Origin of the sequence: Skermania piniformis (assembly GCF_019285775.1) — a bacterium.
GTDB classification, from domain to species: domain Bacteria; phylum Actinomycetota; class Actinomycetes; order Mycobacteriales; family Mycobacteriaceae; genus Skermania; species Skermania pinensis.
In genome coordinates, this window is record NZ_CP079105.1 from 2,053,311 (window position 1) to 2,078,720 (window position 25,410).

Consider the following 25,410-nt stretch of genomic DNA (forward strand, 5'->3'; position numbering starts at 1 on the left):
GCTAACGGACACCCTGCATACCCCCTCGCAGCGTTGATTCGACCTGGGGCGACGTCGTCTCATTTGACTGGTACGAATTGTTTCTCAAAGAGGGGAGGCTATCCGTTACAGTCGGACGATGGCCGCGACGCACGTCGGCTACTGCCGATGCTCCACCGATTCCCAGGACCTCACCGCACAACGCGAACGGCTTCGTGAACTCGGTGTCGCCGCGGATCGGATCTACCTCGACCACGGACTCACCGGCACCAACCGGGCTCGCCCCGGCTTGGACCAGGCGCTCGCCGCCCTGCGCGAAGGCGACACCCTCGTCGTCCCGAAACTCGACCGCCTGGCGCGGTCGGTTCCCGACGCCCGAGCCATCGGGGACGACCTCGCGCGACGCGGAATCAGACTTTCCCTCGGCGGCCAGGTCTACGACCCCACCGACCCCATGGGCAAGATGTTCTTCAACATTCTCGCCACCTTCGCCGAATTCGAAGTCGACCTGCTCCGGATGCGCACCCGCGAAGGCATGGCAGTCGCCCGTGCCAAAGGCCGTCTAAAAGGTCGAAAACCCAAGCTGTCCAACAAACAGCGCGCCGAACTACGACGTATGCACGCCACCGGCAACTACACCATCACCGATCTCGCCGAACTGTTCAGCATCTCCCGGCCCACGGTCTACCGCGCGATCGCAGCGGCAACAGAAAGCCGTGCGCCGCAACGGAGTCACGACCCATAGCGTCACCGTCGATCGGGAATGCCCAAGACGTTTGCATGCCGCAGGGTGCCCGATCGTGCCGACTATCTACCTGTCGCCCTGGGCCACGTTCAGGAGTTCGGGGCCTACGGGGAGGAGAGAATCCGGAGGACGAACACCAGCGTGTCGCCGGCCTCGATCCCTGCCTGCGGCTGGCCGCTCGGATATCCGTCCGCGGAGGTGATCGCCACGGCGACGTCGGAGCCCACGGTCTGCCCGGAGATCGCCTTGGCGAACCCCGCCACCACCCCCCCGAGCTGGAACTGGGCCGGTAGGCCGCGGTCGTAGCTGGAGTCGAAAACCTTGCCGGTGCGGCCGTTGACCCCTTCGTAGCAGACGGTCGCGATCGCGCTCGGCGCGACCACCGACCCACTGCCGACCGACAAGGTGTGCACCGTTGTGGTCTCGACGTGGAACGGCGCGGTGACCTCGACCACCGGGCGGGCGTCGTCGGTCGGCCCGGTCACCGCGATGCTGCCGGTGTCGCCGGGGAACTGCCACTGCGGGTCCGGGGTGCCGGCTCCGGCGGGGCAGGCCGCGGTGGCGGCGGCGCTGGACGACGCGGCGGCGGCGCTGTGCGAGGTGCTGGTCGAGCCGGCGCTCTGCTCGTCCGAGCCGCAGCCGACGAGCAACAGGGGGGCGGCCACCAGCACAGTGGCAAGCCGGGCGGAGCGATGCGGTGATCTGGTCACCAGCGGAACGTTATCAAGTCGAAAAAAATTACCGAAACCCGGTATCCCACCCAATAATCCGGATGCTTATCCGGCAAATACCCGGATTTTCCTCGGACCCCACTCTTTCGTTGCACCGGTTCATTGCTCCAGCCGGCCCTCGGCCTCCAGATAGGCCGAACGCAGCCGATCGAGGGTCTCCGGCTTCGGTGCCGACCAGAGCTCGCGTTGCGCCGCCTCCAGCAGTCGTTCGGTGATCCCGTGCAGCGCCCAGGGGTTCGCCTGCTCCAGGAACTTCCGGTTGGCGTCGTCGAAGACGTATCGGTCGGTGAGCTGCTCGTACATCCAATCCGGCACCACACCGGTGGTCGCGTCGTAGCCGAACAGGTAGTCCACCGTCGCGGCCATCTCGAACGCCCCCTTGTACCCGTGCCGGCGCATCGCATCCAGCCAACGTGGATTGACCACGCGGGCGCGGAACACCCGCGCGGTCTCCTCGGCCAACGATCGGGTGCGCACCGTGTCCGGCCGGGTGCTGTCGCCGATGTAGGCCGCCGGATCGGCACCGGTCAGCGCGCGAACAGTGGCGATCATTCCGCCGTGGTACTGGAAGTAGTCGTCCGAGTCGGCGATGTCGTGCTCGCGGGTATCGGTGTTCTTCGCCGCGACCGCGATCCGGCGGTAGGCGGTCCGCATGTCCTCGGTGGCCGGCGCACCGTCCAACCCGCGGCCGTAGGCGAAGCCGCCCCACGCGGTGTACACCGCGGCCAGGTCGTCGTCGCTGCGCCACGACCTGGAGTCGATCAGCTGCAGCAGCCCGGCGCCGTAGGTGCCCGGTTTGGAGCCGAAGATCCGGGTGGTGGCGCGTCGCCGATCGCCGTGCTCGGCCAGGTCCGCCTGGATGTGCGCCCGGACGTAGTTCTGCTCGGCCGGTTCGTCCAGCGCGGCGACCAGCTGCACCGCGTCGTCCAACAACACCACCACGTGCGGGAACGCATCCCGGAAGAAGCCGGAGATCCGCACCGTGACGTCGATCCGCGGCCGGCCCAGGTCGGCCGGTTCGATCGGTTCCAGGCCGGTGACCCGCCGAGACGCCTCATCCCAGAGCGGGCGCACCCCGAGCAGGGCGAACACCTCGGCGATGTCGTCGCCGGAGGTGCGCATCGCCGAGGTGCCCCACACCGACAACCCGACCGAACGCGGGTACTCGTCGTGGTCGGCCAGGTAGCGCGCGATCAGCGAGTCGGCCATCGCCTGGCCGGTATCCCAGGCGAGCCGGGACGGGATCGCCTTCGGATCCACCGAGTAGAAGTTGCGGCCGGTGGGCAGCACGTTGATCAGCCCGCGCAACGGGGAGCCGCTCGGCCCGGCCGGGACGAACCCGCCGTCCAGCGCGTGCAACACCCGGCTCAGTTCGGCGTCGGTGCCGCGCAGCCGGGGCACCACTTCGGTGGCGGCGAACCGCAATACGTCGCGAACCGCGGGGACCTCGGTGAGCCCGTCGACCGCGTCCGGCGACCAGCCGGCCGCCTGCAGGGCCGCGACCAGCTCGCGCGCCTGCTGCTCGACGTCGTCCACCCGGGCCTTCGTCTCGGTGTCGTCCTCGGCCAAGCCGAGCGCCTCCCGCAACCCGGGCAGGTGTCGCTGCCCGGCCCAGAGCTGGCGGGCACGCAGCATCGCCAACACCAGATCGACCTCGGCCGCACCGACCGGGGCCCGACCGAGAATGTGCAGCCCGTCCCGGATCTGCACGTCCTTGATTTCGCACAGCCAGCCGTCGACGTGCAACAGCATGTCGTCGAAGGCGTCCTCGTCCGGCCGCTCGGCCAAGCCCAGGTCGTGATCGAGCTCGGCGGCGCGCATCAGGGTCCAGATCTGTTGCCGGATCGCGGGTAGCTTCGCCGGGTCGAGCGCGGCGATGTTCGCGTATTCGTCGAGCAGCTGCTCGAGCCGGGCGATGTCACCGTAGGACTCGGCGCGAGCCATCGGCGGTACCAGATGGTCGACCAAGGTGGCGTGCGCCCGCCGCTTGGCCTGGGTCCCCTCCCCCGGGTCGTTCACCAGGAACGGGTAGATCAGCGGCAGGTTGCCCAGGGCGGCGTCGGTCGCGCAGTCGGCAGACATGCCGAGGGTCTTGCCCGGGAGCCATTCCAGATTGCCATGCTTGCCCAGGTGCACGATCGCATCCGCGCCGAACCCGGCCGCGTCGGCGACCCAACGGTACGCAGCCAGGTAGTGGTGGGAAGGGGGCAGATCCGGGTCGTGATAGATCGCCACCGGGTTCTCGCCGAACCCGCGCGGCGGCTGCACCATCAACACCACGTTGCCGAATTGCCGCGCGGCGATGACGATGTCGCCGTCCCGATGCCGGCTGCGATCGACGAACAGCTCGCCCGGCGCCGCGCCCCAATGCTCGGTCATCCCGGCGCGCAGCGCCTGGGGCAGCGTGTCGAACCAGGCTCGGTAGTGGCCGGCCGGCACCCGAATCGGATTGGCGGCCAGCTGCTCCTCGGTCAACCAGTCCGGGTCCTGGCCGCCGGCGGCGATCAGCGCGTGGATCAGTTGATCCCCGTCGCAGGCGACGAACCCGGGGATCTCCGCCACCGGCCCGAGGTCGTAGCCGGCGTCGTGCAGGGCATGCAGGAGGGCGATCGCGCTCGCCGGCGTGTCCAGCCCGACCGCGTTGCCGATCCGGGCGTGCTTGGTCGGGTACGCCGACAGCATCAGACAGATCCGGCGTTGCGCCGGCGGGATGTGCCGGAGCCGGGCGTGGGCGACCGCGATCCCGGCGACCCGCGCCGCGCGCTCCGGATCGGGCAGGTAGGTCGGCAACCCGTCGGCGTCGAACTCCTTGAACGAGAACGGCACCGTGATGATCCGACCGTCGAACTCGGGCACCGCGACCTGGGTGGCCACATCCAGCGGGGACAGCCCCTCGTCGGTGGCGGCCCACTTCTGTCGCGAGCTGGTCAGGCACAACCCTTGCAGGATCGGAATGTCCAGATCGGCGAGGGCGCCGATGTCCCAGGCGTCGTCGGCGCCGCCGGCCGACGCGGTGGCCGGGGTGGCGCCGCCGGCGGCGAGCACGGTCACCAGCAGGGCGTCCGCGGCGCGCAACGTCGCGATCAGCTCCGGCTCGGCGGTGCGCAACGATGCGCAGTAGATCGGCAGCGCACGCGCTCCGGCGGTCTCGATCGCGGCGCACAGGGCCTCGATGTAGTCGGTGTTGCCGGCCAGGTGCTGCGCCCGGTAGTACAACACCGCCACCGTGGGTCCGACCTCGGTTCCGGCCGGGCGGTCGAGGCGGCCCCAGGTGGGTGCGGCGATCGGGGGGGCGAAGCCGTGCCCGGTCAGCAGCACGGTGTCGGACAGGAACGCGTGCAGTTCGCGCAGGTTGTCCGGGCCACCTTGGGCGAGGTAGTTGTGTGCCTCGGCGGCGACCCCGACCGGCACGGTGGATTGCGCCATCAGTTCGGCGTCCGGGGCGAGCTCGCCGCTCACCGCGACCACCGGTAGCCCACTCGCGCGGACGGTGGCCAGTCCGTCGGTCCAGGCGCGGATTCCGCCGAGAATCCGGACCACTACCAGCTCGGCGCCGTCGAGGAGCGCCGGCAGATCGGTCGGGAGTACCCGGGCCGGGTTGGCCAGTCGATAGTCGGCGCCAACGGCGCGCGCGCTGAGCAGGTCGGTATCCGAGGTGGACAGCAGCAGGATCACGCGATGGCAGCCTACTCGGCGGACCGGTAGACCCGGCCGTGCGGCTCGGCGCAGTGCGGCTCGGCTGCCGGCTGGTCGGCGTGGTCAACCTGCAGCGTGCTGTGCTCGATCGCGTACCGCTGGTGCAGGATGTCCGATACGCCGACGCGCACCGCGTGACAATCGGCGGATTCCTCGACCAGCACGTGTGCCGACACGACCGCCCGCGCCGAGGTGATCTGCCAGACGTGCAGGTCGTGCACCTCGAGCACGCCGGGCACGGCGGCCAGCGCGGTGCCCATCGTCTCCGGGTCCAGATGCTCCGGCGCCGCCTCCAGGAAGATCCGGCCGGAGGCGGTGACCAGCGCCCAGCCGGCCTTGACCATCAGTGCCGCAACCACCAGCGCGGCGATCGCGTCCGCCCGGGACCAGCCGGTGAGCCAGACCACCGCGCCCGCCACTGCGGTCGCGATGAAGGCGTAGAGGTCGTTGAGGATGTGCTGGTAGGCACCTTCGACGTTGAGGCTGGACCGATCGGCTTGCCGGATGCACCAGGTGGCGGCCAGGTTCACGGCGATCCCGACCAGCGCGGTGACGAACACCAACGCTCCTTCGACCTCGGGTGGGGTGATCAGCCGCCGGATGCCCTCGTAGGTGAAGTAGGCGGCCAGCAGCAGCAGACTGACCCCGTTCACGTGTGCGGACAGGATCTCGGCGCGCTGCAACCCGAAGGTGTAGCTGCCCTGTGCGGGGCGGGCCGCCAGCCGGATCGCGATCAGTGCGAGCACGATGGCGGCGGCGTCGGTGGTCATGTGCGCCGCGTCCGACAGCAGTGCCAGCGAGCCGGACAGCAGCCCGACCGCCACCTCGGCGGTCATGAAGCCGAGCAGCAGCGCGAGCGCCAGGCTCAGCCAACGCCGGTCGGCGTCGGCGCTGATGCCGTGATCGTGATGTTCGTGCGCCATGGCACCTCCCCTTCGTCGATTTATTGCAACATGCGCATGTATATACGTCAATGAGGACGGTGCACCACCGGCGGCGACTAGACTCGGCTGCCGATGACCGACCCCGATCGCTGCCCCGGCGCGCTCACCCTGCACGACGCCGCGGACGGCCCGCTGGCCCGAGTCCGGCTGCCGGGCGGCCGGCTGGATCCGGCGCAGCTGGCGGCACTGGTCCTGGCTGCGGTCGAGTTCGGCAGCGGGAGTATCGAACTCACGTCGCGGGCGAATCTGCAGCTGCGTGCCGTCCGCGATCCCGCCGGGCTGGCCGAGCTGCTGACCGGCGCCGGACTGCTGCCGTCGGCGACGCACGAGCGGGTGCGCAACATCGTCGCGTCCGCGCTGTCCGGCCGGGTCGGCGGGCGGGCCGACGTGCGTCCGCTGATCGACGAGCTGGACGCGGCGCTGTGTGGTACGCCCGAGTTGGCCCGGCTGCCCGGCCGCGTGCTGTTCGGGCTCGACGACGGCCGTGGCGACGTCGGTGCGCTCGGGCCGGACTTCGGGTTGTTCGCGGCCGGCGGCGGCGAGTTCGCCCTGCTGCTGGCCGGGGCCGACAGCGGGGTCCGGCTCGGCCGGGACGGGGTGGACCGGCTGATCGCCGCCGCGGCCGTGTTCGGCCGGATCCGGGACGGCGCGTGGCGGTTGGCCGACGTGCCGGACGGCGCAGCCCGGGTCTGCGCCGCGCTGGGCCTGGTCCCGAGCGCCGCTCCGGTCGGGCTACCGCCGGCGCCGGCGCCGGCGATCGGCTGGCTCCCGCAGGACGACGGCGCGGTCGCGCTCGGTGCGGGCCTGCGCTTCGGCACCCTGGACGCCGGCCTGGCCGAATTCGTCGTCGCCGTCGAGCACCCGATCGTGATCACGCCGGGCCGCGGCCTGATCCTGGCCGACCTGGCCGAACCGGTCGCCGACACCGTCCTGCGGGTGCTGGCGCCACTGGGCCTGATCTTCGACGCGGAGTCGCCCTGGTTACGGGTCAGCGCGTGCGCCGGGCAGCCCGGTTGTGGCAATGCGCTCGCCGACGTGCGCGGCGACGCGGTCGTCGCGGTGGAACGGGGTGACCACCCGGCCGGCCGGCAACACTGGGCCGGATGCGCCCGCCGCTGCGGACGGCCGCCGGCGCCGGTGACCGACGTGGTCGCCACCGGCGCGGGCTATCGCATCGCCACCGACTCCGAGTCGGGGTAGGCCGAGCCGGGTCAGCCCACCTCGCATGCGACGCCGTCGCCGTCCCGGTCCAGCTTCGCCCGGTAGCCCGGTTCGCCGAGGAACAGCGGCGCGGCACCGGCGGCGCGAACTGCATCGCAGTCGCCGTAGTAGGTGGCGCCCCCGGACCTGGACGGCTCTGGAGTTTCGACGGTCGGCACGTCCACCAGGGGCGCGCGCGGGATCGTCACCGGCGGTGGGGCCGGTGCGACCGGAGCGGTGGTGCGGGTGGTCGACAGTACGGCGCTGGTGGATGACGGAGTGACACTCGTCGACTGCACGGCTGCCGGTACCGGCTCGGCCTCGTCCTGCGTTGCCTCGGGTAGCAGGCTGCCGCCGAGGAAGAACAGCGCCGTCGCAACCCCGGCGACGCGTGCGGCTTGCGTGCGGTTGTGCAGCCCGATCCGATCGAGCCGCCCGCGGATCACGCCGACCAGTGCGACGACCAGTATCGCAACCGCGGCGAGGACCAACACGCTACCCAATGCGGTCTTCACCGCACTCCCCCACAGTTCATTCTGATATTCCTTTACTCCGACAATGGATCTACCAGGGCTATCGGCGGGCAACCGGGGGTGGGTTACCACTCGGTCGTTCGACCGACATCGCGGATCGGGCTGTTCGGCGGCCGACTAGGGTAACCGGCATGGCCGACTACATCCGGGACGGCGCCGCGATCTATCGGCAATCGTTCTCGATCATCCGTGCGGAGGCCGACCTCCGCCGCTTCCCGGCCGACATCGCTCAGGTTGTGGTCCGGATGATCCATGCCTGCGGCCAGACCGATCTCGCCGCCGACATCGCGTTCTCGCCGGATGTGGTCGTCCGGGCGCGGGCCGCACTGGCAGGTGGCGCCCCGATCCTCTGCGATACCCGGATGGTTGCCGCCGGGGTGACCCGCGCCCGCCTGCCGGCCGCCAACGAGGTGGTGTGCACCCTGCCCGACCCGCGGGTGGCCGAGTTGGCCGCGGCTCACCGAACCACCAGATCCGCTGCTGCGGTGGAGCTCTGGGCCGATCGGCTGGACGGTGCGGTGGTCGCCGTGGGTAACGCGCCGACCACGCTGTTCCACCTGCTGGAATTGCTTGCGGCCGGCGCGCCTCGGCCCGCGGCGGTGCTCGGCGGCCCGGTCGGCTTCGTCGGCGCGGTGGAATCCAAGCAGGCGTTGGTGAATTACGGCCGCTCCTGCGGGCTGGAGTACCTGACCGTGCTGGGCCGGCGCGGCGGTAGTGCGATCACCGCTGCCGCGGTGAATGCGGTGGCGAGCGAGGTGGAATGAGCAGCGGCGAGGCGCGGCCCGGCAAGCTGTGGGGCGTCGGACTGGGACCGGGTGATCCGGAGCTGGTCACGGTGAAGGCAGCGCGGGTGATCGCCGCGGCGGATGTGGTCGCCTTCCACAGTGCCCGGCACGGCCGCAGCATCTCCCGCGGGATCGCCGCAGCGTACTTGCGGCCAGGCCAGCTCGAGGAGCACCTGATCTATCCGGTGACGACCGAGACCACCGAGCATCCCGGCGGCTACAGCGGCGCGATCGAGGATTTCTATGTCGAGTCGGCCGAGCGGCTGGCCGCCCATCTCGCTGCCGGCCGGGACGTCGCACTGCTCGCCGCCGGCGACCCGCTCTTCTACAGCTCCTACATGCACATGCATCGCCGCCTGGCCGACCGGTTCGAGACCGAGATCGTCCCGGGGGTGACCGCGGTCGCCGCCGCTACGGCGGCGATCGGCGAACCGTTGGTGGAGGCCGACCAGGTGCTGACCGTGCTGTCCGGCACGCTGCCGCCGGACGAGCTCGCCGACCGGCTTCGGCACACCGACGCCGCTGCCGTCATGAAACTGGGTCGCACCTACCCGAACGTCCGACAGGCGCTCGCCGACGCCGGCCGGCTCGACGAGGCCTACTACGTGGAACGGGCCAGTACCGACCGGGAACGGGTGCTGCCGGCCGGGGTGGTGTCCGACGCCGACGTCCCGTATTTCGCCATCGCGATCGTCCCCGGCCGGGCGGTTTCCCGACCGGCCGCGGTCGGTGAGGTGGTGGTGGTCGGGCTCGGCCCGGGCGCCGACGACTGGACCACTCCGGAGGTGCGCCGGGCCCTCGCCGCCGCCACCGACCTGGTCGGCTACACCACCTATCTCGCGCGAGTCCCGGTCCGGTCCGGGCAACGCCGGCACGCCAGTGACAATCGGGTCGAGGCGGAGCGGGCGACGATGGCGCTCGACCTGGCTGCCCGGGGCGCGCGGGTGGCGGTGGTCTCCTCCGGCGATCCCGGGGTGTTCGCGATGGCTGCGGCGGTGCTGGAGGAATCCGCCGACCCGCGCTGGTCCGAGGTGCCGGTGCGGGTGCTGCCCGGGATGACCGCCGCCAACGCGGTGGCCAGTCGGGTCGGGGCACCGCTGGGTCACGATTACGCGGTGATCTCGTTGTCGGATCGGCTCAAGCCGTGGGAGGTTGTCGCGCAAAGGATTTCGGCAGTAGCGGCGGCAGATATGGCGATCGCGATCTACAACCCGGCATCGCAGACCCGGACCTGGCAGGTCGAGGCGATGCGCGAACTGGTGCTCGAACACCGCACCGGCGACACCCCGGTGATCGTCGGCCGCGACGTCGGCGGGCCGACCGAATCGGTGCAGGTGCGCACCCTGGCAACCCTGGACCCCGCCGACGTGGATATGCGAACCCTGCTGATCGTCGGTGCCTCGACCACAGCGACGATCGACACTCCGGCGGGCCCGCGGGTGTACACCGCACGGCGCTACGCGCGCTGAACTCCCCGTTGGGCCGCCAGCCAGTCGGCCGCGCCGGCAGCGTCGGTCACCACGGTCACCCCCGGCGGCGACGGTGGCCGGTCGACAAGCAGCACCGGGATCCCGGCGGCTCGCGCTGCGACGAGCTTGCCGGCCGCATGGGGACCACCGCTGTTTTTGCTCACCAGGAGCTCGATCCGGTGCCGGACCAGCAGCTCGGCGTCGTGCTCGACGGTGAACGGCCCCCGCTCGAGCAGTAGCTCGGCGTGTGCCGGCAACGGACCGTTCGGCGGGTCGATCGCGCGGATCAGAAACCAGGCGGCGGCGCAGCCGGCGAACTCCGCCACCCCTTGCCGGCCGATGGTCAGGAATACCCGCTCGTCGGCGATCCGGGCGGCCGCCGCGGTGAGCGAGGCCACCGATTCCCAACGGTCGCCGGGCTGGGCGACCCAGGCCGGGCGGCGGACGAGCAGGGTCGGCAGCCGCACATCGGTGGCGGCCCGGATCGCATTCGTCGTGATCCGCGCCGCGAACGGGTGAGTGGCCACCACAACGACGTCGATGTCGTTGTCCCGCAACCAGTTGCGTAAGCCGGCCACCCCGCCGAAGCCGCCGACCCGCACCTCGCCGGCCGGCAGCTGCGGATCTCGTACCCGGCCGGCCAGCGAGGACACCACGTGATACCCGGGCCGGCCGGCCATTCGGCCGGCCAGCTCACGGGCCTCGGCGCTGCCGCCGAGCAGCAGAATCCTCAGGCCGACCGACTCACCGGTTGAGACAGGCGTCGGCCAGTGCCGGCCCGCCCGCGACCACCAGGCCGATCGCGGCGCCGATCACCGTGGTGAACAGCCAGCCGAAGATGAACAGCACGCCGACCACGAAGCCGATCAGCGCGCCGATCGCGGCGCCCGGCGCCGCGCGTTGCACCTCGTACCAGCAGTCGCCGGCCACCGGACGCAGCGGCAGCGTTCCGGTGTTCATCGTCAGCGTGCCGCCGTTGTCGGAGATCTGTGGGACGAACGAGACGGTCTGGCCGTCGGTCGCGGTGTATCTGGTCGGGATGGCGGTGACCTCGGCGCCGGCGTTGTTCCGCAGCAGCACCGCGCCGTCGTTCAGCGTGAACGAACCGTTGGTCACCGAGGTGGTGATCGACTGGCCGTCGTCGGCGACCGACATCGAGTAGTCGATCCCCCGTTCGGCGGATTGAATTGCCGGCAAAGAGCTCTCGCCGTGTGCGGTGCCGGTGGCGACACCCAGTGTGGCGGCCACCAGCGCACCGGCCACGGTCATCTTCTTGAACAACATGATCCCTCCCGACTGTCGAACCCCCGGACCAGGAAAAAGTCCGGTATGCGGTACTTTAACCGGTGCGCTGTGGGTCGCGGGTAACCGCCCACTGGACGACCGGCAATTGTGGGCGCCAGACGGTGAATCCGCCGAGCGGCCCGCGATGCTGAAACTCCAGCCGGCGCAGCGTGCCGCCGTACTCGTCGGCCAGCCGGAGCAGCACTGCCTCGGACTCCAGCGTGACCGCGTTCGCGACCAGTCGCCCACCCGGCCGCAGTCGCGACCAGCACCCCTCGAACACGCCCGGCGTGGTGAGTCCACCCCCGATGAACACGGCGTCCGGGTCTTCGGTGTCGGCGAACGCCGTCGGTGCCGCGCCCAGGACGGTCAGTTGCGCGGCACCGAGCGCGGCCGCGTTCTGCTCGATCCGCGCGGCCCGGGCCTCGTCCTGCTCGAATGCCATTGCCCGGCAGCCATAGTCGACGCGGCACCATTCGATCGCGACGCTGCCCGCGCCGGCGCCGACATCCCAGAGCAGCTCCCCGGCGGCCGGTGCGAGCGCGGCCAGTGTCAGCGCGCGCACCTCGGACTTGGTGAGCTGGCCGTCGTGGGCATACGCGGTATCCGGCAGGCCCGGCACGCGGGATCGCCGGTCGGCGGCGGCCTGGCGCGGATTCTCCACGGCGACCACGTTCAGCGGATCGCCCGGCTCGTGCGACCATTCCGCGGCGATCCCCCGCAGCCGGTGCTCGCGCGGGCCGCCCAACTGTTCGAGCACGGTCAGGCGGGCATTACCGTGCCCGTTCGCGGTCATCAGCCGCGCCAGCGTGGCCGGAGTGTGTTCGTCGTTGCTCAGGACGAGCAGCCGTAGGTACCGATCGAACGGTACCGACGCCGGGGTGATCGGCCGGCCGACCACGCTCACCACCGGCAGGTCGGCGAGCTGCCAGCCGAGTCGGGCGCAGGCCAGCGACGCCGACGACGCCTGCGGCAGCACGCGTAGTCGATCGGGCCCGAGGATGCGCGCCAGGGTCGCGCCGATCCCGTAGAACATCGGGTCACCGCTGGCCAGCACACAGATTCGACGCCCGGCGTGCTGCTCGAGCAGGGTCCGCAGCACCGGTAACAGCGGTGACGGCCAGGCGACCCGTTCGGTCTGATCGGCCGGTACCAGATCCAGCTGGCGCTCCGACCCGAAGATCACCTCGGCGCCCGCCACGGCCGCGCGGGCGGTCAGCCCCAGTCCTTCCCAGCCGTCCGCGCCGATCCCGACGACATGCACGATCATCGCGGCATCCGGCGCCAGATCGCTTGTGGCAGCAGTCGCAGCAGAAAAAAGGTGGGCTGCAGCGTTCGGGGAATCCAGACCACCCGAGCTCGGCGCCGCAACCCTTCGGCCACCGCGTCGGCGACCTGCTCGGGCGTGCGCGACATCGGCGCCGGCGCCATTCCGGCCGTCATCCGTCCGATCACGAACCCGGGTCGAGCGATCAGCAGGTGAACTCCACTGCCGTGCAAAGCATCCGACAATCCGCTGGCGAACCCGTCCAGGCCCGCCTTGGCCGAGCCGTACACGTAGTTGGCCCGGCGGACCCGGGCGCCGGCGACCGAGCTGAACACCACCAGATGCCCGGATCGTTGCGCCCGCAGCAGGTTTGCCAGCGTGGTCAGCACGCTCACCTGGGCGACATAGTCGATCTGCAGGACGTCGCGAGCATGTGCCGGATCCCGTTCGGCCCGTTCCTGATCGCCCAGGATTCCGAACGCGAGGACCGCCACCCCGATCGGCTCCGTCGCGGCGAGCTCGGCGAGCAGCCCGGCATGCGCCTCGGTGTCGGCTGCGTCGAATTCGATGCGGCGCACCTCGGCGGCGCCCGCCGCCTGGAGCCGGGTGGTCTCCTCGGCCAGCTGCTCGCTCCGCCGGGCAGCCAGAATCACCGTGCGGCCGTGCGCTATTCGTTCGGCCAGCGCCAACCCGATCTCGCTGCGGCCACCGAGGATCAGGACCGATCCCGGCGCCAGGTCCGCCTTGTGCATCGAGTCAGTCTGCTCGACTACTGTCGAGCCATGCCCGTGACCCCTGTTCATCTGACCCCCGACGGGCTCGATTTCGTGCGCGAGCGACATCTCGCGACGTTGACGACAATTCGCCCTGACGGTACACCGCACGTGGTCGCCGTCGGATTCACCTGGGACCCGGATGCCGGCATCGTTCGGGTGATCACCGGGGGTGGGTCGGTGAAGGTGCGCAATGTCCGTCGGCACGGCTACGCCGCGGTCAGCCAGGTCGACGGCCCGCGGTGGCTCACCCTCGAAGGGATTGCCTCCGTCACCGACGACCCGGCGGCGGTCGCCGACGCCGAGGCCCGTTACGCCCGCCGCTACCGGGTGCCCCGGCCGAACCCGACCCGAGTGGTGCTGCAGATCGAGGTGCGCCGAGTGCTGGCCGGCTCACGGTTGCGCGGCCCGGCCGATCAGTCGAGGACGACCAACTCGCGGGGGCGTTGATTGAGCAGCTCGCAGCCGTCTGCCGTCAGCACCACGATGTCCTCGATCCGGGCACCCCAGGCACCGGGAAAGTAGATGCCCGGTTCGATGCTGAACGCCATCCCCGCGGTCAGCTCGAGCGGGCTGCCGGCCACGATGTAGGGCTCTTCGTGTACCGACAGGCCGATCCCGTGCCCGGTGCGGTGGATGAACTTGTCGGCCAGGCCGGCCTGCATCAGCACCTCCCGGGCGACCGCGTCCAGCCCCTCGGCGGTGATTCCCGGCCGAGCGGCCGCCCGGGCCGCCGCCTGCGCGCGTTCCAGTACCGCGTACTGCTGGGTGACCGTCGCGGACGGCTCGCCGAGTACATACGTGCGGGTGCAGTCGGAGTTGTACCCGGAACGGAGCGGGCCGCCGATGTCGATCACCACCACCTCACCGGGCTCGATCGGCTTGTCCGAGACCTCGTGATGCGGGTCGGCTCCGTGCCGACCGCTGCCGACGATCACGAACGCCGCCGCGGTGTGGCCTTCCGCGACGATCGCGTCGGCGATGTCGGCACCGACCTCGGCTTCGGTTCGCCCGGGACGCAACAGCTCGGCCATCCGCGCGTGCACCCGGTCGATCGCGGCGCCGGCGCGACGCAGCTCGTCGGTTTCCGCCCGATCCTTGATCATTCGCAGCTGTCGCAGCATCGGTGTCGCCAGGACCGGCAGCGCGCCGAAGGTCTGTGCCAGGGGGATGACGTGCAACGCCGGGGTGGCGTCGGCCACCGCCGCACGGGTCCCCCCGAGGGTGGCTGCAACCAGTGCGTACGGATCGTCCCCGTCCACCCAGTCGAGCACCGGCACGTCCAGTTCGGCAACCGCGCTGTCGCCCAGGCCGGCCAACTCCAACCGGGGGACCAGCAGGGTCGGGGTGCTGCCGTCCGCCGGAATGATCAGGCAGGTCAGCCGCTCGAACGAGGCTGCCGTCGAACCGATCAGATACCGTAGATCCGGGCCCGGCGTGATCAGCAGACCGTCCACGTCGCCGGCGGCGGCCGCTGCCGCGGCCCGGTCGAGTCGGTCGGCGTACACGCTCCCGGCGAAGCGGGACAGGGGATTGTCGTTCATTCTCCTACCGTAGGTCGGTTCCGTGCGCGTGTGCGGACAGCACGCCGGGTGGCCGGTACCGTGCGCACCATGAGTGAACGATCCGGACGCCTCCTGCTGTTGGATGGGGCGAGTCTGTGGTTCCGGGCGTTCTATGCGGTACCGGACTCGATCCGGGCACCGGACGGACGTGCGGTGAACGCGGTGCGTGGGTTCACCGACATGGTGGCGGCGCTGATCACGATGCATACCCCGACGCGTCTGGCAGTCTGCCTCGATCTGGACTGGCGGCCCGCTTTCCGGGTGGCGGCGGTGCCGAGCTACAAGGCGCACCGGCTGGCCGATCCGGACGCGGCGGCCGGCGGTGGGCCGGCGGAGCACGCCGAGGAGGTGCCCGACCTGCTCACGCCGCAGGTGGACATGATCCTCGACGTGCTGGACGCGGCGGGGATCGCCACCGCCGGGGCCATCGGGCTGGAGGCCGACGACGTGCTCGGCACGCTGGCCACCCGGGAATCCGCGGCGGAGGTGATCGTGGTCAGCGGTGACCGGGACCTCCTGCAGCTGGTTCGGGACGAGCCGGGCCCGCCGGTCCGGGTGTTCTACGTCGGCCGCGGGCTGGCCAAGGGCGAGTTGTTCGGTCCGGTCGAGGTCGCCGAGAAGTACGGGGTGCCGGTGGCGAACGCGGGGCCGGCCTACGCCGATCTGGCCACCTTGCGGGGCGATGCTTCGGACGGGCTACCCGGGGTCAAGGGTATCGGCGAGAAGGGTGCGTCCACGCTGATCCTGCGGTTCGGCTCGCTCGCGGCCTTACGCGTCGCCGTTACCGACCCGGCCGCCGACCTCGCCAAAGGCATGCGGGCCAAGCTCGCCGCCGCCGACGACTACCTGGCGGCGGCGACCACCGTGGTCCACGTGGTGCGCGACGCCGACGTCGAGATGTCGCGCTCGGATCTGCTGCCGGCGGTGCCCGTCGACCGGCCCCGGCTGGATCGATTGGCTGCCGAGTACAACGCCGCGAACCCGGTCGCCCGGCTGATCGAGGCAATGCGCGTCGTCGCGGCGGGCACGCGATAAGCCGGATTCCGCCGGTCGGGCCGGGTCAGTTCGGCCGGCCCACCTCGTAGGTCCCGGAATCGTCGGTGAACGTGCTGGTGACCGCTTTCTGCGCGCCGTCGATGGTCACCGAGCAGGTGAACTTCGCGCCCTCCTGCACCTTCTGATCGGCCGGGCAACTCACGTCGCTCACGTTCTGGATCGCGTAGGCGTCTTCGAGGACCTTCTGCACGCCCTGTTGGGCTGCGTTCTGATCCAGCTTGTCCGTCGAGTTGAGCAGGGCGAAGACGACGATGGCGAGCACGACCAGGACGGCCACGCCGAGGCCGATCATGAGCGGCAGCCGCTTGGACCGACCCGAGCGGCCGGGCGGCGGCGCGGGAACCGGTCCGCCGTCGCCGAACTGCGCCGGCGGCGGCCAGTGCTGTCCCGGTCCGGGTTGTCCCGGTCCGGCCTGGGGCTGGTTGGGCGGTGACCATTGCTGCGGTGCGGTGCCCCACGGTTGCCCGGCCATCGGCTGACCGGGTTGGGCCGGTGCCTGGCCCCATGCCTGCTGTGGCTGTGGTTGGCCCCACTGCTGGGGTTGCGGTGGTTGTGGCTGCTGTGGCCATTGGCCGGGTTGCGGCGGTTGGGCTGCCGGTGTCGGCAGGCCGCCCCACTGGCCGGCCGGTTGCTGCCCGGTCGGTTGTTGCGGTGGCACCAGCGGTTGCTGTCCGGTCGGCGCGCTCCACTGCCCGGTCGGCGGTGCGGTCCACTGCTCGGTCGGGCGATCGATCGACGGCAGCTCGGGATCCGGCTGGTCGTCCCCGGCCTGCGGCGCGCGCCACTGCTTCGGATCGTTCGGTCCGTACGGTCCGCTCATGTTTCCCTTCCCCGCTCGCCGCTTGATGCTGTTCGTGCCTGATCGGGTCCTGCAGCCCTCTTTACGGTATCCCGGGTTCGGTCGACACCGCGACCGGCCCGCCGAGCCTACCCGGCGTCGATCGCCACCACACCGCGCCGAATCGCCCGGATCGCCGCGGTCGCCGTCTGCGCCAACTGCCGGTCGTCGGTCGCGTCCGGCAGCTGGTCGAGCAGGTCGATCACCTGCCGACACCACCGGACGAAGTCGCCCGCCGACAGGGGCCGGCGCGCGTCACCGGCGGCCAACACGTCGACCAGCGGCCGACCCCGCGCCCACCGGTGCACCGGTTCGACAAAACCCAGATCCGGTTCCCGGGTGGCGGGTAGGTGGTGGCGGCGCTCGTCGGCACGGAGTTGCGACCAGACCTCAACGGTGCCGTGCACGGCCTGGCGGGTCGCGTCGTTCGGTCCTTCCGCCAGGGTGTGCGCGTCGTCGGTCCGGGACTCGAAAACCAACACCGATACCACCGCGGCCAGGTCGGCCGCGGTGAGGTTGCGCCACAGTCCTCGGCGCAGGCATTCGGCGACCACCAGGTCGCTTTCGGTGTAGATCCGGGCCAGTCGGCGACCGGCGGGCGTGATCTCGTCGCCGTTGAGATAGTTTCGCTCGCGCAGCAGCGCCAGGATGCGATCGAACGTCCGCGCGAGCGAATCCGTCGTCGCCGCCACCTGCTCGCGCAGGTGCTCGGTCTCCCGCATCGCCCGGTGATACCGCTCGCCGATCCGGGCGAGTTCTTCCCGGTCCGGCCGGGTGTGGGCCGGGTGAGCGCGGACGGCGCGGCGCAGTGCGGCCAACTCGTCGTCGCCATCGGTGCCGGCCCGGCTTCGCCGGGTCGACCGCGGCACCGTCAATCCGGTCTCGCGCAAGGCGGACGCCAGATCCCGGCGGGTCCGCGGCTGCCGGTGATCGACATGTTTGGGCAACCGCAGCCGGCCGATCGGCACGATCGGCACCGGCGCGTCGGCGATCGAGATCCGCCCGGCCCAGCGCTGTGCGGTCAGCACCAGCGGCCGCGGATCGTCCGGCTGTCCCGCCGGTTCCAGGACGACGGCCAGCCCGGCCCGCCGGCCCGCCGGAACGGCCACCACGTCGCCGCGCCGCAGCTGCGACAGCGCGGTGGCTGCTGCCCCACGCTGGTCTTCCCGGTCGCGGCGGCGCAGCTGCCGCTCCCGGTCCCGAATTCGGGCTCGCAGACCGACATACTCGACGATGCCGTCCGCATCGGCGAGCTGAGCGCGCAACTCCGCGACCCGGGCTTCGTTCCGGTCGATCCCGCGGACCAGGCCGACCACCGAGCGGTCGGCCTGGAACTGTGCGAACGAGCGTTCCAGCAGTTCCCGCGCAGCCGCGGTTCCGACCCGCGCGACCAGGTTGACCGCCATGTTGTAGCTGGGCCGAAACGAGCTGCGCAACGGGTAGGTGCGGGTGGAGGCCAATCCCGCGACCTCCGACACCGCGAGTTCCGGCTGCCAGAGCACCACCGCATGCCCCTCGACGTCGATTCCGCGCCGCCCGGCCCGCCCGGTCAGCTGGGTGTACTCGCCCGGCGTGAGGTCGACGTGGGCCTCCCCGTTGAACTTCACCAGCCGTTCCAACACCACCGTCCGCGCCGGCATGTTGATTCCCAACGCCAGCGTCTCGGTGGCGAACACCGCCCGCACCAGGCCGCGGACGAACAGTTCTTCGACCGTGTGCCGGAACGCCGGCAACATCCCGGCGTGATGCGCGGCGATTCCCCGGAGCAGTGCCTCCCGCCACTCCCAGTAGCCCAGCACCTCGAGATCGGCGCGGGGTAGCTCGCCGGTATGCGCGGTGATCACCGCGTCGATCTGCTCGGCCGAGTCCGGTGCAGCCAGATCGAGCCGGGACCGCAGGCACTGGGCGAGGGCAGCATCGCAGCCCTGCCGGCTGAACACGAACGTGATCGCCGGCAGCAGACCCTCCTGGTCGAGCAGGGCAAGCACGTCCGGCCGCGGCAGCGGGCGGTAACCGCGGCCTCGTTGCGCGGACGGGCCGGGCCGTCCGCGACGTGGCGCCCACGAGTTCGCCTGCTCCAACTCTTCGCGCTGTTTCACGTACCGGACCAGATCGGCGGCCACGATCGTGGCTGCCGTCGGATCGTCGGTCTGGAACAGATCGAACAGTCGCCGGCCGACCAGCACGTGTTGCCACAGCGGGACCGGACGAACCTCGTCGAGCACGACCGCGGTGTCGCCGCGAACGGTGGTCAGCCAGGCCCCGAACTCCTCGGCGTTACTCACCGTCGCGGACAGGCTGATCAGCCGGACATCGGCCGGCAGGTGCAATATCACCTCTTCCCAGACCGCACCCCGGAATCGGTCGGCCAGGTAATGCACCTCGTCCATCACCACATGGGACAGCCCGCGCAAGGTGTCGCTGCCGGCGTAGATCATGTTCCGCAGCACCTCGGTGGTCATCACCAGCACCGGCGCGGACGGATTGATCGACTGATCACCGGTGAGCAGGCCGACGCTGTCGCGGCCGTAGCGGCGGACGAAGTCGGCGAACTTCTGATTGCTCAACGCCTTGATCGGCGTGGTGTAGAAGCAGGTGCTGCCGGCGGCCAGGGCCAGATGCACCGCGAACTCGCCGACCACGGTCTTGCCGGCGCCGGTCGGGGCGCAGACCAACACGTCGCGACCGTCCGCCAGCGCCGCGCACGCTCGCTCCTGAAAGCCGTCCAACTCGAAGTCGAGCCCGGCCGCGAATGCGGTCAGCTGAATTTCCCGGCCGGTCAGAGTGTGTCCGAGTAGTCGTGCACCGGCCCGGCGGCGGCTACCGGGGTCGGCGCGGCCGGCGCCGGAGAGGCCTCGTCGTCGGCCAGGCCGGCCCACTCGCCCTCCCCTGCCCCCCGCGCCCGCCGCCGGTCGGTCCACCGCGCGATCTGGATCGCGACCTCGAGCAAGACCGTCAACGCGAGTGCCAGCGCCAGCATGGAGAACGGGTCTTGGCCCGGGGTCGCGATCGCGGCGAACACGAACAGCGCGAATGTCAGTCCGCGCCGCCACGCCTTCAGCCGTTCGTACGGGAGCACGCCGACCAGGTTGAGCGCCACGATCAACATCGGCAGCTCGAAGCTGACCCCGAAGATGATCAGCAGATTGATGATGAAACTGAAGTATTGGTCGCCGTTGAGCGCGGTGATCTGCACGTCGCTGCCCACCGTGAGCAGGAAGTGCAGCGCCTTGGCCACCACGAAATAGGCCAGCGCGGCGCCGGCGACGAACAACGTCGCGCCCGCGCCGACGAATGCCATGCCGTAGCGGCGCTCCCTGGCGTACAGCCCGGGCACGATGAACGCCCAGATCTGGTAGAGCCAGACCGGGCAGGCGAGGACGACGCCGACGGTCAGCGAGACCTTCAACCGGAGCATGAACTGCTCGAAGGGCGCCGTCGCCAACAGTCGGCACGCGCCGTCCGGGCTCAATTCGGCACGCGATTCCGGCGGCAGCGCGCAGTAGGGACCGCGCAGAATATCGCCCACGCTTGCGAGCCCGAACGGTCCGTGGGAGTACCAGAGGAAGCCGAGCAGGGTGGTGACGAACACCGCCGCCATCGAGATGAGCAGCCGACTCCGCAACTCGAAGAGATGCTCGACCAAGGTCATGGTGCCGTCGGGGTTCGTCCGGCGCCGACTACGCCGCGGGTCGAACGGGATGCGCACCTGGCTCAGGCCGATTTGTGATCCGTGCGCTGAGCTTCGGTCGGCGTGGTCACGCTGGGCGCGGCCGGCAACGGCTGCGGCGCCGGGAGTGTGCCGGTCCCGGCGGCCGGCTCGGCCGGCTTGGCCCCGTCGTCGCTCATCTGGGACATCTCACTTTTGAAGATACGCAGCGAACGCCCCAGCCCGCGGGCGGCGTCGGGCAGTCGCTTCGCGCCGAAGAGCAGCAAGAACACCAAGATCACGATGGCCCAGTGCCAAGGGCTCATTGCCCCCATGGTGATACCTCCCAGGGTCGACCGGCTCGATCGTACCGGACGCTGCTCACCGGGCACCGCTTACCGGACGCCGCCGTTCCTGGCTCGCCGAAGTTCGTCCCGCAGTTCGTCGGCCGACCAGTCCCGCCGCCCACCGGCTTCGGCCTCGTGGACCAGTGTGAGCAGCCGCCGGTTCACCGGTGTCGGGGTGCCGACCAGCTCGCCGACGGTGACCACCTCCCCGCACAGCCAGTCGATCTCGGTGCGCCGGCCGGCGTACAGGTCGTCGGCCATCGACGAGCGTGCGGCCGGATGTACCGCCACGATGCCGCCAGCCAGCCGGCGGAACAGCACGTCCGGCATCGGCAGGACCGCGGCCATCAGCCGGGGCCCGACCCGGGTCAGCCGGGCCGGTTCGATCCGGCTGCGCCGCAGTGCGGCCAGCGCTTCGCGCTGTGCCCAGGCGAGGCATTGGCGATATCCGCGCCGGCTCAGTTCTTGCTGCAGCGACAGCCCGGACAATGCGTTGATCGGATTGTTCAGGTTCAGCAGCAGCTTGGCCCACTGCGCCGGGCGCACGTCGGCCCGCCGGACCAACGACAGGCCGGCCGCGGCGCAGGCATCGGCAAACGGGTCCAGTTCGGGCCGATCGGCCACCAGCAGCCCGCCGGAGGTGGCCTGCCGGAAGGTGGCGTCGTCCCCCACCACGTTGTACTCCACGACGCCGGGCAGCACCGTGCAGTCCGGGAGCAATTGCTCGAGGATCGCGGCGTTGCCGATGCCGTTCTGCAGGCTGACCACCACCGTGTTCGAGCGCAGCGTGCCGGCCAGGGCGCGGCCCGCCGCCTCCGTCCCGGTCGCTTTCACCGTCACCAGGACCAGGTCCGCGTCGGTCACCGGTTCGGCCTCGGTGTGCAGCCGGAACTGCTCGACGGGGATTGCTGTGGTGTTGCCGGCAAAATCGACGAGCTGCAGGCCGTGCTCGGCCAGCGCATCGACGACCCGGGGGCGGCCGACGAACTCCACGTCGGCACCGCCGGCGAGCAGCCGTCCGCCGACGTAGCAGCCGATCCGGCCGGCGCCGAAAACGCAGATCTTCACCCGGCGCTCACCTCGTGTCCGGCGGTCAGCTCGCCCCCCAGCAGGTCGGCCCCGGCCAGGTCGTACGCCGCCAATGCCGCTGTCGCCCGGGTGCGCAGGGCCGCGGCCAGCTCGGGTGGGCCGAGTACCTCGACCCCGTCGCCGAAGCCGAGCAGCAGCCGGACCAGCCAGTCCAGGGTGGCGAACCGCATGGTGGCCGCGATCGTCCCGTCGGCACCGACCGAAACATTCGACATCGGGTAGTGATCGAGCGTCCAGGCATGAGCCGAGCCGATCCGCAGGTGCGCCTGCGGCAGTGACTCGTCGCCGACGAACAGGTCCAGCGTGCCGTCGGTGAGATCGGCGGCAGCCGGCGGGCGGGACGGCTCGGTCAGCGCCGTCGCCGCGTCGATCCGATCGAACCGGAACAGCCGAACCCCGTCGGCCTGTCGGCACCACGCCTGCAGGTAGCTGTGCTCGTCGACCACGACCACGCGGATCGGATCGACGGTGCGATCGGACACGGCATCACGGCTGGCCGAGTAGTACATGATCCGCAACGCCCGCCCGTCGGTGAGCGCCGCCCGCACCGTCGTCGCAATCCGGTTTTCGGCGTTCGGTTCGGGCGCAGGCTCCGGACTCGCGACACTGCGGTCGAGCCGGGCCGCACCGGCCGCTGCTTCGATCTTGGCCATCGCCGACCGCGCAGCCCCGGGATCGGCAGTTCCGGGCAGCTCCAGCATCGAGCGCAGTGCGATCCCCAGCGAGATCGCCTCGGTGGAGGTGAGGCGCAACGGTCGTTCGATCCCGGCAGAGAAGGTGACTTCGATGCTCTCCTCGGAGAAGGACAGATCGATCAGGTCGCCGGGGCCGTATCCGGGTAGGCCACACATCCACAGCTGGTTCAGATCGGTCATCAAGTCGGCTGTGCTCACACCGAGCTCGGCGGCCGCCGCCGGGGCGCTGATCCCCGGATGCGCGATGAAATACGGCACAAGGTTCAGCATCCGGGACAGCCGGGTGCTCAGTCGCGGGCTCATGATCGAGCCACCGCACGCAGCCGCCGGACGACTTCGGTGCGCAGTTCCGGCGGATCCAGCACGACCGCGTCCGGCCCGTACCCGGCGACCAGCCGGACGAGCCAGTCCTCGTATCCGGCCGGCACCTGCAGCACGGTCCCGTCCCGCCCGCCGATTCGACGCGACTCGCGCACCGTGCCCATCCGGCGTAGCTCGTGAGCGCGGTCGTCGGCGACCCAGACGGTCGCGGGTCGCGCGTCGGTGGGCCGGGTGCCGGTCACCCGATCGACGATCGCGCGCAGGTTCACCCGCTCCGGCTTGCGGACACGACCGGCCGGACCGTACGCGGCGACGTCGTCGGCGATCCGGGACAGCCGAAAGGTGCGAGTATCGTCCCGGTCCAGATCGTGCCCGACCAGATACCAGCGGCCCTGTCGGGTGACCACGCCCCAGGGTTCCACCCGGCGCTCCTTGAACGGTTCGTTGGCGGCGCCGCGATGTCGGAACCGGACGGCGCGGCCGGCGTCGATCGCGGCCAGGAGCTTGCCCAGCGCCGGTTCCGAACCCCGGGTGCGCGCCGGCATCGCGGTCACCGCCGGTGCGTCGCCCGGGTCCACCTGGACACCGGCCGCGCGCAACTTCTGCACCGCGCTCTGCGCGACGGCGGCAAGCTCGGGCGACTCCCACATCTGCACGGCCACCGCGACCGCCGCAGCCTCGGCACTGTTCAGGTCGATCTCCGGGAGTTCATAGGCGTCCCGGTTTATCCGGTAACCCTCCACCGACGACCCCCGGTTGGTTCCGGTTTCCAGCGGAACCCCGAGATCGCGCAGCTCGTTCTTGTCGCGCTCGAACATGCGGTAGAACGCCTCGGTGCTCACCGAGTCGGCATAGCCGGCGACGCTGCGGCGAATGCGCTCGGCGGGCAGGTACTGGTGGGTGGACAACAGCGCGATCACCAGGTTCATCAGCCGCTCGACCTTGGAGACTGCCACCCGAGCGAGCCTAGCCCTGCTTCGCCCGTATGTGCGAGTCCGGCGCGGTGATGACCGGCCGCGAGTTCGAGCCGGTGCAATAGCAGCCGGTTCACATCGAAGCGATCAGCCGTTCCACCCGCTCGTCCACCGACCGGAACGGATCTTTGCACAGCACGGTCCGCTGTGCCTGATCGTTGAGCTTCAGGTGCACCCAGTCGACGGTGAAATCGCGGCCCGCCTCTTGCGCGGCGGTGATGAAGTCGCCGCGCAGCTTGGCCCGAGTGGTCTGGGGTGGCGTATCGACCGCGGCGGTCACCGCGTCGTCCTCGGTGATCCGCTTGGCCAGGCCCTTGCGTTGCAGCAGGTCGAACACGCCACGGCCGCGTTTGATGTCGTGATAAGCCAGGTCCAACTGGGAGATCTTGGGATCGGACAGTTCCATCCCGTACCGATCCTGGTACCGCTGGAACAGCTTCCGCTTGATCACCCAGTCGATCTCGGTGTCCACCTTCGCGAAATCCTGTGCCTCGACCGCGTCCAGGGTGCGGCCCCACAGGTCCACCACCGCGTCGACCTGCGGATCCGGCTGCCGATTGCGCAGATGCTCGACAGCGCGGGTGTAGTACTCGCGCTGGATGTCCAGTGCGCTGGCCTGCCGGCCACCGGCGAGCCGGACCGGACGTCGCCCGGTCAGATCATGGCTGACCTCGCGGATCGCCCGGATCGGGTTGTCCAGCGCGAAATCGCGGAACGATACGCCGGCCTCGATCATCTCCAGCACCAACGACGCGGTACCGACCTTGAGCATCGTGGTGGTCTCGGACATGTTGGAATCGCCCACGATCACGTGGAGCCGGCGGTACTTCTCGGCATCCGCGTGTGGCTCGTCCCGGGTGTTGATGATCGGCCGGGACCGGGTGGTCGCCGACGACACCCCCTCCCAGATGTGCTCGGCTCGCTGCGACAGACAGAACGTGGCGGCCTTGGGCGTCTGCAATACCTTGCCGGCACCGCAGATCAGCTGGCGGGTGACCAGAAACGGCAGCAACACGTCGGCGATCCGGGAGAATTCGCCGGCACGGATCACCAGGAAATTCTCGTGACACCCGTAGGAGTTGCCGGCCGAGTCGGTGTTGTTCTTGAACAGGTAGATGTCGCCGCCGATGCCCTCGTCCGCGAGTCGATGCTCGGCGTCGATCAGCAGATCTTCCAATACCCGCTCGCCGGCGCGGTCGTGGGTGACCAGCTGCACCAGGCTGTCGCACTCGGCGGTCGCATACTCCGGATGCGAACCCACATCCAGGTAGAGCCGGGCGCCGTTGCGGAGGAACACATTCGAGCTGCGACCCCAGGAGACCACGCGGCGGAACAGATACCGCGCAACCTCGTCCGGGCTCAGCCGCCGGTGCCCGTGGAAGGTGCACGTGACCCCGAACTCGGTCTCGATTCCCATGATTCGCCGCTGCACACCATCGACAGTACAGCCAGCGCCGGACCGGGCGGCCG

23 protein-coding genes are annotated in these 25,410 nt (G+C 70.5%); 6 read left to right on the forward strand and 17 right to left on the reverse strand.

Going from position 1 to position 25,410, the window contains the following annotated elements; all coding sequences use genetic code 11:
* The first annotated feature begins 118 nt into the window (after positions 1 to 118).
* Positions 119 to 724 carry a recombinase family protein gene (locus KV203_RS09580; RefSeq protein ID WP_066470074.1) on the forward strand — a complete coding sequence of 202 codons (606 nt, stop codon included), beginning with the start codon at positions 119 to 121 and terminating at the stop codon, positions 722 to 724.
* A 104-nt stretch (positions 725 to 828) separates the two neighbouring features.
* On the opposite strand, the gene KV203_RS09585 is transcribed toward KV203_RS09580, so the two are convergent.
* The 3 genes from KV203_RS09585 to KV203_RS09595 form a co-directional block, all read right to left on the reverse strand.
* Positions 829 to 1,377, reverse strand: coding sequence for an FKBP-type peptidyl-prolyl cis-trans isomerase (locus KV203_RS09585; RefSeq protein WP_066470180.1), 549 nt, complete (start codon positions 1,375 to 1,377; stop codon positions 829 to 831).
* 177 nt (positions 1,378 to 1,554) lie between these two features.
* Positions 1,555 to 5,130, reverse strand: a complete 3,576-nt coding sequence (cobN, locus tag KV203_RS09590; protein WP_066470071.1) for a cobaltochelatase subunit CobN — start codon at positions 5,128 to 5,130, stop codon at positions 1,555 to 1,557.
* Positions 5,131 to 5,141: 11 nt separating this feature from the next.
* On the reverse strand, positions 5,142 to 6,074 hold the full coding sequence (locus KV203_RS09595) for a cation diffusion facilitator family transporter (protein ID WP_066470068.1): 933 nt from the start codon (positions 6,072 to 6,074) through the stop codon (positions 5,142 to 5,144).
* 93 nt (positions 6,075 to 6,167) lie between these two features.
* Between KV203_RS09595 and KV203_RS09600 the strand changes: the two genes are divergently transcribed.
* The gene (locus tag KV203_RS09600) at positions 6,168 to 7,295 is read left to right on the forward strand and encodes a precorrin-3B synthase (RefSeq protein WP_066470065.1); all 1,128 of its coding nucleotides are present in this window, start codon (positions 6,168 to 6,170) and stop codon (positions 7,293 to 7,295) included.
* Positions 7,296 to 7,306: 11 nt separating this feature from the next.
* Here KV203_RS09600 and KV203_RS20070 read toward each other — a convergent pair whose 3' ends face one another.
* Positions 7,307 to 7,810 (reverse strand): excalibur calcium-binding domain-containing protein, encoded by a 504-nt coding sequence (locus tag KV203_RS20070; protein WP_066470062.1) that lies wholly within the window; start codon positions 7,808 to 7,810, stop codon positions 7,307 to 7,309.
* A gap of 149 nt (positions 7,811 to 7,959) precedes the next feature.
* Here KV203_RS20070 and KV203_RS09610 point away from each other — a divergent pair, with 149 nt between their 5' ends.
* Both KV203_RS09610 and cobJ read left to right on the forward strand, forming a co-directional pair.
* Positions 7,960 to 8,592 (forward strand): precorrin-8X methylmutase, encoded by a 633-nt coding sequence (locus KV203_RS09610; protein ID WP_066470055.1) that lies wholly within the window; start codon positions 7,960 to 7,962, stop codon positions 8,590 to 8,592.
* A complete protein-coding gene (gene cobJ / locus KV203_RS09615; protein ID WP_066470054.1) occupies positions 8,589 to 10,082 on the forward strand; it encodes a precorrin-3B C(17)-methyltransferase in 1,494 nt (497 codons plus the stop codon). The genes KV203_RS09610 and cobJ overlap by 4 nt, the downstream gene beginning before the upstream one ends.
* On the opposite strand, the gene KV203_RS09620 is transcribed toward cobJ, so the two are convergent.
* The 4 genes from KV203_RS09620 to dprE2 form a co-directional block, all read right to left on the reverse strand.
* A complete protein-coding gene (locus KV203_RS09620; RefSeq protein WP_066470053.1) occupies positions 10,070 to 10,762 on the reverse strand; it encodes a cobalt-precorrin-6A reductase in 693 nt (230 codons plus the stop codon). The two genes, cobJ and KV203_RS09620, sit on opposite strands and share 13 nt — an antisense overlap.
* Before the next feature lie 64 nt (positions 10,763 to 10,826).
* Positions 10,827 to 11,366 carry a DUF2273 domain-containing protein gene (locus KV203_RS09625; protein WP_066470050.1) on the reverse strand — a complete coding sequence of 180 codons (540 nt, stop codon included), beginning with the start codon at positions 11,364 to 11,366 and terminating at the stop codon, positions 10,827 to 10,829.
* 55 nt (positions 11,367 to 11,421) lie between these two features.
* A complete protein-coding gene (locus tag KV203_RS09630; RefSeq protein ID WP_066470047.1) occupies positions 11,422 to 12,636 on the reverse strand; it encodes a bifunctional cobalt-precorrin-7 (C(5))-methyltransferase/cobalt-precorrin-6B (C(15))-methyltransferase in 1,215 nt (404 codons plus the stop codon).
* A complete protein-coding gene (dprE2, locus tag KV203_RS09635) occupies positions 12,633 to 13,385 on the reverse strand; it encodes a decaprenylphospho-beta-D-erythro-pentofuranosid-2-ulose 2-reductase (RefSeq protein ID WP_066470045.1) in 753 nt (250 codons plus the stop codon). Before dprE2 ends, KV203_RS09630 begins: the two co-directional genes overlap by 4 nt.
* A 30-nt stretch (positions 13,386 to 13,415) precedes the next feature.
* Between dprE2 and KV203_RS09640 the strand changes: the two genes are divergently transcribed.
* Positions 13,416 to 13,856, forward strand: a complete 441-nt coding sequence (locus KV203_RS09640; protein WP_066470178.1) for a PPOX class F420-dependent oxidoreductase — start codon at positions 13,416 to 13,418, stop codon at positions 13,854 to 13,856.
* Here KV203_RS09640 and KV203_RS09645 read toward each other — a convergent pair.
* A complete protein-coding gene (locus tag KV203_RS09645) occupies positions 13,823 to 14,950 on the reverse strand; it encodes a M24 family metallopeptidase (RefSeq protein ID WP_066470039.1) in 1,128 nt (375 codons plus the stop codon). The two genes, KV203_RS09640 and KV203_RS09645, sit on opposite strands and share 34 nt — an antisense overlap.
* A gap of 69 nt (positions 14,951 to 15,019) precedes the next feature.
* On the opposite strand from KV203_RS09645, the gene KV203_RS09650 reads away from it, so the two are divergent.
* Complete coding sequence (locus KV203_RS09650) at positions 15,020 to 16,006, forward strand: 5'-3' exonuclease (RefSeq protein ID WP_066470177.1); 987 nt, start codon at positions 15,020 to 15,022, stop codon at positions 16,004 to 16,006.
* Positions 16,007 to 16,031: 25 nt separating this feature from the next.
* On the opposite strand, the gene KV203_RS09655 is transcribed toward KV203_RS09650, so the two are convergent.
* The 8 genes from KV203_RS09655 to pafA form a co-directional block, all read right to left on the reverse strand.
* Positions 16,032 to 16,847 (reverse strand): DUF4333 domain-containing protein, encoded by an 816-nt coding sequence (locus tag KV203_RS09655; RefSeq protein WP_066470037.1) that lies wholly within the window; start codon positions 16,845 to 16,847, stop codon positions 16,032 to 16,034.
* 107 nt (positions 16,848 to 16,954) lie between these two features.
* Positions 16,955 to 19,648 (reverse strand): DEAD/DEAH box helicase, encoded by a 2,694-nt coding sequence (locus KV203_RS09660; protein WP_066470175.1) that lies wholly within the window; start codon positions 19,646 to 19,648, stop codon positions 16,955 to 16,957.
* A complete protein-coding gene (gene tatC / locus KV203_RS09665) occupies positions 19,645 to 20,574 on the reverse strand; it encodes a twin-arginine translocase subunit TatC (RefSeq protein WP_066470035.1) in 930 nt (309 codons plus the stop codon). Before tatC ends, KV203_RS09660 begins: the two co-directional genes overlap by 4 nt.
* Before the next feature lie 5 nt (positions 20,575 to 20,579).
* Positions 20,580 to 20,849 (reverse strand): Sec-independent protein translocase subunit TatA, encoded by a 270-nt coding sequence (gene tatA, locus KV203_RS09670; RefSeq protein WP_066470031.1) that lies wholly within the window; start codon positions 20,847 to 20,849, stop codon positions 20,580 to 20,582.
* A gap of 60 nt (positions 20,850 to 20,909) precedes the next feature.
* The gene (locus KV203_RS09675) at positions 20,910 to 21,929 is read right to left on the reverse strand and encodes a 2-dehydropantoate 2-reductase (protein WP_066470029.1); all 1,020 of its coding nucleotides are present in this window, start codon (positions 21,927 to 21,929) and stop codon (positions 20,910 to 20,912) included.
* Positions 21,926 to 22,948, reverse strand: coding sequence for a helix-turn-helix transcriptional regulator (locus KV203_RS09680; RefSeq protein ID WP_066470027.1), 1,023 nt, complete (start codon positions 22,946 to 22,948; stop codon positions 21,926 to 21,928). Before KV203_RS09680 ends, KV203_RS09675 begins: the two co-directional genes overlap by 4 nt.
* A complete protein-coding gene (locus tag KV203_RS09685; protein ID WP_066470025.1) occupies positions 22,945 to 23,922 on the reverse strand; it encodes a helix-turn-helix transcriptional regulator in 978 nt (325 codons plus the stop codon). The genes KV203_RS09680 and KV203_RS09685 overlap by 4 nt, the downstream gene beginning before the upstream one ends.
* A 91-nt stretch (positions 23,923 to 24,013) precedes the next feature.
* On the reverse strand, positions 24,014 to 25,372 hold the full coding sequence (gene pafA / locus KV203_RS09690) for a Pup--protein ligase (protein WP_174522045.1): 1,359 nt from the start codon (positions 25,370 to 25,372) through the stop codon (positions 24,014 to 24,016).
* Positions 25,373 to 25,410: the final 38 nt, after the last annotated feature.